General features: G+C 62.8%; 11 protein-coding genes and 1 pseudogene. 6 read left to right on the top strand and 6 right to left on the bottom strand.

Going from position 1 to position 11315, the window contains the following annotated elements; all coding sequences use genetic code 11:
- Positions 1-36 precede the first annotated feature (36 nt).
- Positions 37-1499: pseudogene (locus DBIPINDM_RS31970) on the top strand (esterase-like activity of phytase family protein).
- A 56-nt stretch (positions 1500-1555) separates the two neighbouring features.
- On the opposite strand, the gene DBIPINDM_RS31965 reads toward DBIPINDM_RS31970, so the two are convergent.
- The gene (locus DBIPINDM_RS31965) at positions 1556-2344 is read right to left on the bottom strand and encodes a L,D-transpeptidase (protein ID WP_258582939.1); all 789 of its coding nucleotides are present in this window, start codon (positions 2342-2344) and stop codon (positions 1556-1558) included.
- 189 nt (positions 2345-2533) lie between these two features.
- On the opposite strand from DBIPINDM_RS31965, the gene DBIPINDM_RS31960 reads away from it, so the two are divergent.
- Positions 2534-4006, top strand: a complete 1473-nt coding sequence (locus DBIPINDM_RS31960; RefSeq protein WP_258582938.1) for an MATE family efflux transporter — start codon at positions 2534-2536, stop codon at positions 4004-4006.
- A 43-nt stretch (positions 4007-4049) separates the two neighbouring features.
- Here the strand turns inward: DBIPINDM_RS31960 and DBIPINDM_RS31955 are convergent, their stop codons facing one another.
- A complete protein-coding gene (locus DBIPINDM_RS31955) occupies positions 4050-5258 on the bottom strand; it encodes an MFS transporter (RefSeq protein ID WP_258582937.1) in 1209 nt (402 codons plus the stop codon).
- A 154-nt stretch (positions 5259-5412) separates the two neighbouring features.
- On the opposite strand from DBIPINDM_RS31955, the gene DBIPINDM_RS31950 reads away from it, so the two are divergent.
- On the top strand, positions 5413-5988 hold the full coding sequence (locus tag DBIPINDM_RS31950) for a TMEM175 family protein (protein WP_258582936.1): 576 nt from the start codon (positions 5413-5415) through the stop codon (positions 5986-5988).
- 2 nt (positions 5989-5990) lie between these two features.
- Here the strand turns inward: DBIPINDM_RS31950 and DBIPINDM_RS31945 are convergent, their stop codons facing one another.
- Entirely contained in the window at positions 5991-6272 is a 282-nt protein-coding gene (locus DBIPINDM_RS31945; RefSeq protein WP_172227406.1) for a hypothetical protein, read from the bottom strand.
- A gap of 136 nt (positions 6273-6408) precedes the next feature.
- Here DBIPINDM_RS31945 and DBIPINDM_RS31940 point away from each other — a divergent pair, with 136 nt between their 5' ends.
- Complete coding sequence (locus tag DBIPINDM_RS31940) at positions 6409-7275, top strand: SDR family NAD(P)-dependent oxidoreductase (RefSeq protein ID WP_258582935.1); 867 nt, start codon at positions 6409-6411, stop codon at positions 7273-7275.
- An 11-nt stretch (positions 7276-7286) separates the two neighbouring features.
- Here the strand turns inward: DBIPINDM_RS31940 and DBIPINDM_RS31935 are convergent, their stop codons facing one another.
- From DBIPINDM_RS31935 to DBIPINDM_RS31925, 3 genes are all read right to left on the bottom strand, one after another.
- Positions 7287-7712, bottom strand: a complete 426-nt coding sequence (locus DBIPINDM_RS31935) for a low affinity iron permease family protein (protein WP_258582934.1) — start codon at positions 7710-7712, stop codon at positions 7287-7289.
- 318 nt (positions 7713-8030) lie between these two features.
- Positions 8031-8672, bottom strand: coding sequence for a DapH/DapD/GlmU-related protein (locus DBIPINDM_RS31930; RefSeq protein WP_258582933.1), 642 nt, complete (start codon positions 8670-8672; stop codon positions 8031-8033).
- A gap of 461 nt (positions 8673-9133) precedes the next feature.
- On the bottom strand, positions 9134-9652 hold the full coding sequence (locus DBIPINDM_RS31925; protein ID WP_258582932.1) for a CreA family protein: 519 nt from the start codon (positions 9650-9652) through the stop codon (positions 9134-9136).
- A 188-nt stretch (positions 9653-9840) separates the two neighbouring features.
- Here DBIPINDM_RS31925 and DBIPINDM_RS31920 point away from each other — a divergent pair, with 188 nt between their 5' ends.
- Both DBIPINDM_RS31920 and DBIPINDM_RS31915 read left to right on the top strand, forming a co-directional pair.
- Positions 9841-10419: an SCO family protein gene (locus tag DBIPINDM_RS31920; RefSeq protein ID WP_027044777.1), complete on the top strand. Its 579-nt coding sequence runs from the start codon at positions 9841-9843 to the stop codon at positions 10417-10419.
- A gap of 10 nt (positions 10420-10429) precedes the next feature.
- Positions 10430-11302, top strand: a complete 873-nt coding sequence (locus DBIPINDM_RS31915) for a 50S ribosomal protein L11 methyltransferase (RefSeq protein ID WP_258582931.1) — start codon at positions 10430-10432, stop codon at positions 11300-11302.
- The last annotated feature ends 13 nt before the right edge of the window (positions 11303-11315 follow it).

The following is an 11315-nucleotide window of genomic DNA, read 5'->3' as shown; positions in this document are numbered from 1 at the left end:
CGGCCGCTCCGGCACATCCGTCACAAGAGGATATCCATGAAACACCTTTACCGAACCGCCTCGCTCGGCGTCGCGCTGGCCTTGTTCATCGCTTTGACGCCGGCGTTCGCCGACAGCACCGCGACCGTCCTCGTCAACAAGGGCCTGGTCGGCGTCGGCCGCATCCCGGCCGCTCAGCGTGACAAGTTCGGCGAGACGTTCGGCTCGGGTTCCGGCATGGCGATCGACACAGCTGGCTGGACGCATGATGCCGGCAGCTACAAGGGTCGCTCTGGCTGCTGCCGGATCGTGGCTACAATGTCGCCGGCACCACCGATTACCGGCCGCGCCTCAACACCATCGGCATCGAGTTCATTCCGGTAGTGCCAGGCGCTGCTGGCCAGGAGCAGACTGAAGTCAAGGCGACGCTTGCCGACACCATGCTTCTGACCGACGACAAGGGCGCCGACGCCACCGGCCTCGATCCGCTGTCGGATGTACGTCCTGCCGCCGATGACATGCCGATGCTGCCTGACGCCACCAATGGCAAGCTCGCCCTCGACAATGAGGCGATCGTGCGGCTGCCCGACGGCTCGATGTTCATCTCCGACGAATATGGTCCCAACATCTACCGGTTCTCGGCGCAAGGCCGCCTGCTGTCGGCGACCCAACCGCCGGCGGCCCTCGTACCGATGCGCAAGGGCAAGCCGAATTTCTCTTCGGACAATCCTGGCCCCGGTGCTGCCGAGCCCGACCCGAAGGATCCCGATACCGGCCGCCAGAACAACCAGGGCCTGGAAGGCATGGCAATGACGCCCGACGGCAAGTTCCTCATCGCCGTGCTGCAGTCGGCGACCCGGCAGGATGGCGGCGATTCGGGTTCGACCCGGCAGAACACCAGGGCGCTGGTCTATGACGCCTCCGATCTCGCTCATCTCAAGCTGGCGCATGAATATGTCGTGCCGCTGCCGGTGTTCAAGGATGCCAAGGGCAAGACCAAGATCGCCGCGCAAAGCGAAATCGTGGCGCTGTCGGACACATCCTTCCTGATGCTGGCGCGCGACAGCGGCAACGGCCAGGGCCTGAAGGGCGACACCTCGCTCTATCGCCAGATCAACGTCGTCGATCTTTCCGCCGCAACCGACATCGCGGGCGGTCCTTTCGACGCCGCCGACAAGCCCGTCGCCCCCAAGGGCGTGCTCGATCCGTCGGTGACGCCGGCCAAGCTGACGCCGTTCATCGACATCAACGACAATGCGCAGCTCAATCGCTTCGGCCTGCACAATGGCGCGCCGAACGACCACAACAACCTCTCGGAGAAATGGGAAGCGATGTCGCTGGCCAGCGTGCTCGATCCGAAGCTGCCCGACGACTATTTCCTGTTCGTTGCCAATGACAACGACTTCCTCGCCCAGGACGGTTTCCAGGTCGGCGCCCCATACAAGGCCGATGACGGCGCCAATGTCGACACCATGTTCCTGGTCTATCAGGTCACGCTGCCCGGCCTCGCCAAGAAGTAATCACCGTCATCCAGGCGGGCGCGCTTGGCGCGCTCGCCTGAAGAGATCGTGAAGGCTTACTTCAAGAACTCCGCATCCTTCGGCACGCCCGCATCGATCGGCTCGGCGGTCCTGCTCGATACGGCCATGATCTTGCCGGCAGCCGACAAATTGGGACGCACGAAGACCGGTGCGGGACCGTTGACCCGGCTGTAGAGGTCGATGATGTCCTGGTTCATGAAACGCACGCAGCCCGACGATGCGTTCTTGCCGATGGAATCCCACTCCGGCGTGCCGTGCATACGGTACATCGTGTCCTTGCCATCGCGGAAGAGATAGAGCGCGCGGGCGCCGAGCGGGCTCTGCGGACCGGGCGGCATGCCGTCCTTGAATTTCGCCAGTTCCGGCCGGCGCTTGATCATTTCGGGCGGCGGCGTCCACACCGGCCACTTCTTCCGCGCCTGGACAACGGCGCTGCCGGTCCATCCGAAACCGGCCTTGCCGAGGCTGACGCCATAGCGGATGGCCTTGCCGCCGTCGCGTACCAGATAGAGGAAGTGCTCGGAGACATCGACGACGATCGTGCCGGGTTTCTCTCCGGTCGGGTCGGCCACGACCTGGCGCACGAACTTCGGATCGAGCTTGGCCACCGGGATCGCCGGCAGCTGATAGCCCCCGTCGGTGCGCGCCGCGTACATGCTTGCGGTGTCGCCGAGCGCCGGCTCGGGAGGCGCCGCCGCCACCGGCGGCGTCACCACCTCCGTCGTGGTGCACGCCGAAAGAGCCACGGAGGCCGCGCCCAAGGCGGATGCACCGAGAAACGCGCGCCGGCTCAGGCGCTCGGAAAACAGCGGACTATCGGACATGACCCCCCCGGCTATCCATCAGATCTAGTAGGAATGCGGCCCCACGCGGCCACGATCAATAGCCCATTCCGGGAGCTTTGAGAACATGATTAGATCAACACACGCCAGGCGGAATTTTCCGACGCCGCATCGACCTGTCTCGTTGAATCGGCAATCATCACGGACCGGACTCGAGATAAGCCTTCAGCCATGACCGAAAAAATGCCCACGCGCCGGCGCACCGGCGACCTGACCAGCGGCCCGATCCCGCGCACGCTGCTGCTGTTTGCCTTGCCGGTGCTGGGCTCCAACGTGCTGCAGTCGCTCAACGGGTCGATCAATGCCGTCTGGGTCGGACGCTTTCTCGGCGAATCGGCACTGACCGCCACTTCCAACGCCAACCTCGTCCTGTTCCTGATCCTGGGCACGGTGTTCGGCATCGGCATGGCGGCGACCATCCTGGTGGCGCAGTCGGTCGGCGCGCGCGATCTGCCCGAGGCCCGCCGCATTGTCGGCACCAGCGCCACCTTCTTCTTCCTCGTCTCCATCATCTTCGCCGTCTGCGGCTGGATCTGGGTCGACGCCATCCTCAACACGCTTGGCACGCCGGCAGACGCCTTGCCGCTGGCGCGCTCCTATCTGCGCATCATCTTCGTCGCCGTGCCGATGATGAACCTTCTGTCCTTCGTCATGACCGTGCTGCGCGGTGCCGGCGACTCGCGCACACCCTTCATCTTCATGGCGCTGGCGGTGGTTCTCGACATCGTGCTCAACCCGCTGCTGATCCGCGGCATCGGCCCCTTCCCCGAACTCGGCATCGCCGGATCGGGAACCTCGACGCTGATCGGCCAGACGGTGAGCGTCATCGCCATCCTTGTCGTGCTCTATGCGCGCAAGCATCCGTTGCGGCTGGCCGGTGCCAACCTCGCTCTGCTGCGGCCCGATCCGGCATTGCTGCGCATAATCGTCTTCAAGGGCGTGCCGATGGGGCTGCAGATGATCGTCATCTCGGCGGCAGCACTGACCGTGATGGGCATCGTCAATGCCTATGGCTCACAGGTCGCCGCCGCTTACGGCATTGCCGCACAGCTGTGGACCTACATCCAGATGCCGGCGCTGGCCATCGGTGCGGCGGTCTCCTCGATGGCGGCGCAAAATGTCGGTGCCGGCCGCTGGGACCGGATCGGCCGCATCGCCGCCTCCGGCGTCGGCTTCAACCTTGTCCTGACCGGCGCCCTGGTCGCGCTGCTGTGGCTCTTCGACCGCTCGATCCTCAGCCTGTTCCTGAGCAGCGACAGCGCTGCGATCGATATCGCCGCCCACATCAACTCTGTGGCATCCTGGTCGTTCATCCTGTTCGGCATCACCATCGTGCTGTTCGCCACCGTGCGCGCCACCGGTGCGGTGATGCCGCCGCTGATCATCCTGGTGATTTCGGTGCTCATCGTGCGCACCGGCTTTGCCTATTTCATGCGCGGCGTGATCGGCGAGGAAGCGCTGTGGTGGAGTTTCCCGGCCGGCTCGATCACCTCGCTGGTTCTGGCCGCGGCCTATTACCGCTTCGGCGGCTGGCGCACCTTGCACATGATCGAAAACAGGCCGGCCGCCGGCGAGCCGCCGGACACCGGGCTTGGCGTGCCGCGTGGGCGCGCCAACATGGCGCCGGAAACGCCGAATGGTTGAAGGCTGAGTTCATTGACGCTGGCGACGCCGAGCTGTCGTCTATCTATCGCGCATGCTTGGCGCCAAACCCGAGCGCCACCAGGGAAAAGATCGTGATCATGCCGGCAAAGGCCAGGCTTGCCGTCGTCGCCGTGGTCCAATTCGACAGAATGCCGATACCGATGACCGGCAGCGCGTTGCCGCAAAAGCAGCAGATGAAAAAGGCCGACACCACCTCGGCGCGCCTGTCGGCAGGCGCAATCTGGTTGACCACTTGCAAACCGCCGCGATAGCCGAGTGCCGACGCCACGCCGCAGCAAGCGGTGGCGAGGATCATGATGGCCATCGAGCCGAAGAATTGTGCCGCCACAACCAATCCGACAGTTGGGATGATCAAGACCAACGCCGTAAACATGGTGACACGGCTCGAGAGCCGCGTCGTCGCCAGAATGGTCACGGCGGCCACGATTGTCAGTTCGAAAAACAGCGCGCCGGCTGCGGCATGGTTGGTCACCTGGAGCTGCTGCGCCAGGATGCTCGGCGCAAGTGCTGCGTAAAAGCCGACCAGTGCCATGGCACCGAAGCCGGTCACCGCGGGTGCCACGAAGCGGGCTCGGACGTTGCCAGGCACGGAAAGCTTGGGCCGCATCGAAATATCAGCCAGTTTCCCTGGTCGTGAAACGGTCTCGCGCGTGTGCAGGATCAATATGCTGACCAGGACAAGCACAGCCAGATTGACAACGAAGGTCAGCCTGAGCGGCCATGGTGCATATTCGGCCAGCAGGCCCGCTCCCAGCGCGCCAAGTCCGAGACCCAGGAAATTGGTGCTGGTGGCGATCGTGGCGGCACGCGACTTGTCGCTGGTCGCGATCAGTTCGGTCAGCCATGCCGTGCCGGTTCCGGTACCGACACCGATCGCCAGACCCATCAGAATCCGCGCGGCGTCGAGCCACGCAACATTTTCGGCGAACAGAAAAAGCAACGTGCTGGCCACGGCCACAGCCATCGCCGCCAAGGCAGCCGGACGACGGCCGACTAGATCCGACACGCCGCCAAACATCAAAAGCGCCGCGAGATTGCCTATCACATACACGGCATAGATCAGGGTCAGCGTGATCTGTGAGAAACCGAACGCCTGCTTGTAGATGATGTAGAGCGGGGTCAGTGCCGTGCTGCCGGCAAACAAGACGGCGATCATGGCAGCGACGACCGCCCTTGCCGCTGCGCCGCCAAATTCATTGTTACGTGTCAGGACGATGCTGTGAGCGGTCATTTCGACATCTTGGTTGTCGGGGAATCTCATCACCAACGGCTTTGCGAGGCATGCGTTCCTCGCCTGAATTCACTCCTGACAAGTTTGAACTTCGCCCATGGCGCTGGGCGAAATCCTCTCTTACCTTTGACAGGATTGGTAAGGGGGAGAATCCATGGGCAAAGGCAGGGTCGAGGCATTCACCGATGGCGTGGTGGCCATCATCATCACCATCATGGTGCTTGAGCTGAAAGTGCCGGAGGGCGAGGATTTCTCGGCCCTGGTGCCGCAATTGCCAATCTTCCTGTGTTACGTGCTGTCGTTCATCAATGTCGGCATCTACTGGAACAATCTGCACAACATGTTCCATGCCGTGCAGCGCGTCGACGGCCGCGTGCTGTGGGCGAACCTGCATCTGTTGTTCTGGTTGTCCTTGATACCGGTAACGACGGCCTTCATGGGCGAGAACCATTTCGCCACGGTTCCGGTTGCGGTCTACGGCTTCGATCTGGCGCTGTGCGCCGTCGCCTATACGCTTCTGGCCGCCGCGCTGCATCGCCTGCATGGACAAGACACTGCCTTCGCGAAGGCAATCGGCAGCGACCGTAAGGGACGGATTTCGCTCACTGTCTACATAGTGGCCATTGCGCTGACCTTCCTCAACCGGTGGATAGGTGTGGCGCTCTATGTTGCCGTGGCCCTGGTGTGGCTTGTGCCGGATACGCGGTTTTCGCGCGTCCTCGAGAAATAACTCTATTTACGCATCGCTTTCAGCTTTTCCGCCACAGAAGCAGCTAGGTCGGCGTAGCGCTCCTCCAGCCGTTCGGCTGCCTTGATGATCGAGAAGTCATGGCCGAACTTCTCCAGCGCCATGCGCAATTTCTCGACGAACTCGGCCTGTTTTTCCAGTGCGGCGAACAGCGTCTTGACCTGGGCTTCGCTGATATCTGGGTTGGCCAGCATCTGCGGCACTTCGCGCCCCATCTGGTCGCCGGTGGCGGTCTGCTCCTTCAGAATTGCAACCCAGTCTGTCAATCGAAGATCTCCATTTTGCCCAGGCAACATGCGCAGCCTCGATCGGCCTGGTCAACCCGAACACGTGCTGACGGAGGCTTGCGCAAGCCTGTTCCAGCGCTAAGTTCGGCGCCATCGAGAAAAGGACCCGTTGCTCATGATCACCGACGCCGAAATCCAGACCGCCCTGCCCGCGCTTGGCCCGGGCAACATCGCCGTCATCACCGGCGCCGCCAGCGGCATCGGTCTGGCAGCCGCCAAGCGGCTTGCGCTGATGGGCATGAAGATCGTGCTCGCCGATATTGGCGGCACCCGCCTTGACGAGGCCTCCCGCGCCGTCTCGGCCATTGCCGGCGGCGACGCCGTGCTTGCCGTTGCATCGGACGTGTCGAAGGCGGATGAGGTCGATCGTCTCGCCGACCGGGCATTCGGCGCTTTCGGCGAGGTCTCGCTGCTGATGAACAATGCCGGCATCGGCGACAATCCCGGAAAACCCTGGGAAAACCGTGACGCCTGGAAACGGTTGCTCGACATCAATTTCTGGGGCGTCGTGCATGGCGTCGAGGCCTTCGCGCCGCGCATGCTGGCGTCGGCCAAGCCGGGCCTGATCGTCAACACCGGTTCCAAGCAAGGCATCACCACGCCGCCCGGCAACCTGGCCTACAATGTCTCCAAGGCCGGCGTGAAGACATTCACCGAAGGCCTGGCGCACGCGCTGCGCAACGAACCCGACGCCCGCCTGTCGGCGCATCTGCTGATCCCTGGCTTCACCTATACCGGCCTCACCGAGGGTGCGACAGAAAAGCCGGCTGGCGCCTGGACCGGCGAGCAGGTCGTTGATTTCATGCTGGAATCCCTGGTCAGGGGCGACTTCTACATCCTGTGCCCGGACAATGATGTTGCACGGCCGCTGGACGAGAAACGCATGGCCTGGGCGATCGGCGACATCATCGAAAACCGCCCTGCTCTGTCGCGCTGGCACCCCGATCACAAGGATGCTTTCGCCGCTTTCATCAAAGGCTGATCTGCAAGCCCTCAAGCCGCGTGCTTTTTCGGAGCCCGTTTTTGCGTCACGGCCTTCTTTACGGCCATGGCGGCGGTCTTCTCGTCATGCCGCTTCGCCGCCCGCTCACACCTGTCGCGGATTTCCTCGACCTCGGATTCCGTCAGGTGCTCGATGCCGATGAAATGGTTGTGGCCTTCGCTGACCCGGATCAGCTCATCGAGCTTGGCCTGGATTGCAGCACCGTCGCGGTTCTGGGTGTTCTGGATCAGGAACACCATCAGGAAAGTGATGACGGTCGTGCCGGTGTTGATCACCAATTGCCAGGTGTCCGAGAAACCGAAGAACGGCCCGCTCACCGCCCAGACAATGACGATCACACAGCAGACGGCAAATGTCGGCGGCAGGCCGGCTACGTGGGCGACCCTATTGGCGATCCTGGTGAAAAGCTTTTCCATCTGTCGCGATCCCTCAATGGCTGTCGCAATAAGAAACAACCGGCGACCGTCTCGGGTTCCCGCCAGCAACAAATACGTCAGGTGCAATTGGATACACGCAAAGCGCGCATGCGGCGGAAAACACACCTTATCGGTTCAGTGTCACAGTAACCGTGCAGGCAAGAGAGCCTGTTCCTTCCGCTTCACAGCGGTTTACCTCCAGCCCCTTCCGCTGCGCCACCCCCGCATGGCGGAAGGGGTTTCAGTCTGGTGAGGGCGGAGCACGGGTTCCCGAAAGCGCCGACCGGTCCAAGACAGCACACTTTTCCTGGAATTGCTCTAAACGGCGTCGTTTTCCCAACGATCGAGGAAAGCCTCGATCGGCATAGTCTGGATGTCGGGAACCGCCCTGGCGAGTTTATCGACCGGCCAATCCCACCAGGCGAGCGCTTCGATCCGCGCCGCGACTTCAGCAGCAAAGCGTGGCCGCAGCGGCTTTGCCGGCACGCCGGCGACGATCATGTAGGACGGCACGTCCTGCGTCACCACCGCATTGGCGCCGATGACCGCGCCATTGCCGATGGTGATGCCAGGCATGATCACCGCGCCGTGGCCGACCCAGACGTCATGGCCGATGCTCACGGCTTTCGACCGCCGCCGCTCGCGGAACGCGGCATCGACACCCAGCCAGCGGAAATACTCGTTCGGCCGATAGCTGACCTTGTGCTGGGTCAGCCTTTCGATCGGATGCTCCAGCGCATTGATGCGGCTGTTGGCGGCGACCGAGCAGAATTTGCCGATGGTTGTGTAGATGGCTTCCGAATGGCGCTCGAAATAGGAGAAGTCGCCGACGCTTACCTCGCGCAGCACCACCCGCTCGCCGATCGAAGCGTAGCGGCCGAGCTTGCACGCCTTCAACTCCGCGGTCGGATGGATGCGCGGCTCGGGATCTTTCAGGACAAGGTTTTCGGAACGGTCCATGGGGCGGCTTTACCCCCGGACGATTGGTCCCGCAAGCCGGTGTCCCGCCGCGTAGCTGCGCCTACTACAGAAGCTCAACTTATAGCGCCCAGCGACTCAGTTGCTAGGCTGACGCACTGGTCGCATATAAATGAGATTTTTTCAGCCATAAACCGCCTCTTCCCATCATTCTGGAAATCACACACCGAGCACCCGAACGTCGTTGGGCTTACGTCTGTTTTCCTAAATAGGTGCAGGGCGCCCTTGAATGCAGGAGCAATGCATTTCTCGCAGGTGTATCTAGAAAGACCGGCAACGAATTTCCTCTCGTCGTCATATTTCGCGCCGCAGAAATCACATGAAATTGGCCGAGATCGGCTCCAGGGCGGCGGGGACATCACCAAATCTCCTCAAGCATCTTGTGTAGAGAGCAAGCTTCTGTCTGCAATTCAATGGCGCCCCATCGGGGATCAATCGTCCGCCTATTTCGGCTTGCCCTTGCTCCACACCACGTTCTGGCCGTAGAGCGGCACGGTGGTGACCGACATCTTGGCCGAGCCGTTCTGCACCTGGCGCGAATGCGAGAGATAGATCAACGTCTCGTTGGTTTTGTCGTAGATGCGGTTCACCACCTGCTTCTTCCAGATCAGGCTGATGCCTTGCTTGAACACCTCCTCGCCGCCTTCGCTCATGTCGATGTCGCCGATGGTGATCGGGCCGGTCTGACGGCAGGAGATCGACGAATCGGAGGGATCCTCGAACCAGTTGCCCTTGTGCAGGCGGTCAATGATGCTGCGGTCGAAATAGGAGACATGGCAGGTCACGCCATCCACCTTCGGGTCCTTGATCGCTTCGACAATGATGTCATTGCCGACCCAGTCGACGCCGACCTTGCCGACTTCCTCGGCGACGGCGCTGCCGGCGCCAAGCGCAACGCACGCGGCCAAGGCGCCGCCGATCAGTTTTCGTCCAATCCGTTCGCGCCCAGTCAGTTCGAGCAAAGGAGCCTCCTGCGGTTCGAGTTGCCGGTCTCAGGTGGGACGCGTTGTGCGGCTTTGCAAGCACACGCGTCAACACCGCCGCGGTTGCGGCAACGCGGCACTTTGCCTGCGCAGGGCCGAACCGCTAAGACTGTCGCACCGACGCGGCATCGAGCCGGCGCGATGATTTATGCAGACGGACTTTTCTGATGATGCGTTCTATCCTGGTCGGCATTCTCGTCCTGATGGCGGCCGGCATCGGCTGGCTGACCTTCGACTGGTATCGCGGCCACTATGGCGGCGAACCATTCGGCGCCCCCTTCACCCTGGTCGACCAGAAAGGCGCACCGATCACCGAGGCCGCCTTCCGGGGGCAGCCCAGCGTCGTCTTCTTCGGCTTCACCCACTGCCCCGAAGTCTGCCCGACCACGCTGTTCGAACTCTCCGGCTGGCTGAAGACGCTCGGCGACGACGGCAAGACCTTGCATGCCTATTTCGTCTCGGTCGACCCGGAGCGTGATACGCCGGCGGTGATGAACGCCTATGTCAGCAACTTCTCCGACCGCATTACCGGCATCACCGGCGACCCGGACAAGGTCCATGCCATGGCCAAGTCGTTCGGCATCTACTGGAAGAAGGTCGACACCGGCGATGGCGACTACACGATGGACCACACCGCCTCGGTGCTGCTGCTCAACGCCAAGGGCGACTTTGCCGGGACGATCGCCTACGGCGAAAGCGCCAGCACCGCAGTCGAAAAGCTGAAGCGCCTCGCGGCCAAGGGTTGATACTGATTCCATGACCCAGACGCGGCTCCATTTCACCACCGGAAAGATCGAGGCCGAGCGCGTCTTCGCGGCGCTTGAGCTGGCCTTCGAGGATGAAGGCCTGCCGATCGCCGTACTGGAGGTCGACGAGGACCAGGACATCCACGAGGTCTCGCTCTACGCCGATGGCGACGTCGATGCGGTCGAGGCGCGGATGAAGGACATTCTCGCCGGCCTCGCTCTGTCGAAGCCGGTCGAGCGCGAGGCGCTGCCCGACATCGACTGGGTGGCGCGCTCGCTGGAAGGGCTGAAGCCGGTGCGCGCCGGCCGTTTCTTCGTCCATGGCGCGCATGACCGCAGGAAGCGCCACAGCGGCGAACTCGCCATCGAGATCGAAGCCGGGCTCGCCTTCGGCACCGGCCATCACGGCACCACCGCCGGCTGCCTGGAAATGCTGGAGATAGTGGTGCGGCGCGAGCACCCGCGCAACGCGCTCGACCTCGGCACCGGCAGCGCCGTGCTGGCGATCGCCGTCGCCAAGCTGGCGCATATTCCGGTGCTCGCCACCGACATCGACCCGGTGGCGGTGAAGGTGGCTGCCGCCAATGCGCGGCTCAACCACGTCAAGGGGCTCATCGAAACGGTGACCGCTCCGGGCTTTCACCATCCGATCTTCGGCAAGCGTGCCCCCTTCGATCTCATCGTTGCCAACATATTGGCGCGCCCGCTGATGCGGCTGGCGCCGCAAATGGCCGGGCATATCGCGCTTGGCGGCTCGATCGTGCTGTCAGGCATCCTCGAGCGCCAGCGCGACGCCGTCATCTCGGCCTATGTCGGCCAGAATTTCCGCCACGTGCGCACGCTGCACCGCGAAGGCTGGGTGACGATCCACCTCAAGCACTGAGTCCGGCAAGGCG

The organism is Mesorhizobium sp. AR02 (assembly GCF_024746835.1).
Classification (GTDB): domain Bacteria; phylum Pseudomonadota; class Alphaproteobacteria; order Rhizobiales; family Rhizobiaceae; genus Mesorhizobium.
This window is presented reverse-complemented; position numbering and strand designations above follow the sequence as displayed.

What these genes read in the sequence shown, in the direction of transcription:
- DBIPINDM_RS31940 (WP_258582935.1), top strand. Translation starts at nt 6,409, where the DNA reads ATGATCACCGACGCCGAAATCCAGACCGCCCTGCCCGCGCTTGGCCCG.
- DBIPINDM_RS31930 (WP_258582933.1), bottom strand. Translation starts at nt 8,672, where the DNA reads ATGGACCGTTCCGAAAACCTTGTCCTGAAAGATCCCGAGCCGCGCATC.
- DBIPINDM_RS31915 (WP_258582931.1), top strand. Translation starts at nt 10,430, where the DNA reads ATGACCCAGACGCGGCTCCATTTCACCACCGGAAAGATCGAGGCCGAG.
- DBIPINDM_RS31960 (WP_258582938.1), top strand. Translation starts at nt 2,534, where the DNA reads ATGACCGAAAAAATGCCCACGCGCCGGCGCACCGGCGACCTGACCAGC.
- DBIPINDM_RS31965 (WP_258582939.1), bottom strand. Translation starts at nt 2,344, where the DNA reads ATGTCCGATAGTCCGCTGTTTTCCGAGCGCCTGAGCCGGCGCGCGTTT.
- DBIPINDM_RS31935 (WP_258582934.1), bottom strand. Translation starts at nt 7,712, where the DNA reads ATGGAAAAGCTTTTCACCAGGATCGCCAATAGGGTCGCCCACGTAGCC.
- DBIPINDM_RS31920 (WP_027044777.1), top strand. Translation starts at nt 9,841, where the DNA reads ATGATGCGTTCTATCCTGGTCGGCATTCTCGTCCTGATGGCGGCCGGC.
- DBIPINDM_RS31950 (WP_258582936.1), top strand. Translation starts at nt 5,413, where the DNA reads ATGGGCAAAGGCAGGGTCGAGGCATTCACCGATGGCGTGGTGGCCATC.
- DBIPINDM_RS31955 (WP_258582937.1), bottom strand. Translation starts at nt 5,258, where the DNA reads ATGACCGCTCACAGCATCGTCCTGACACGTAACAATGAATTTGGCGGC.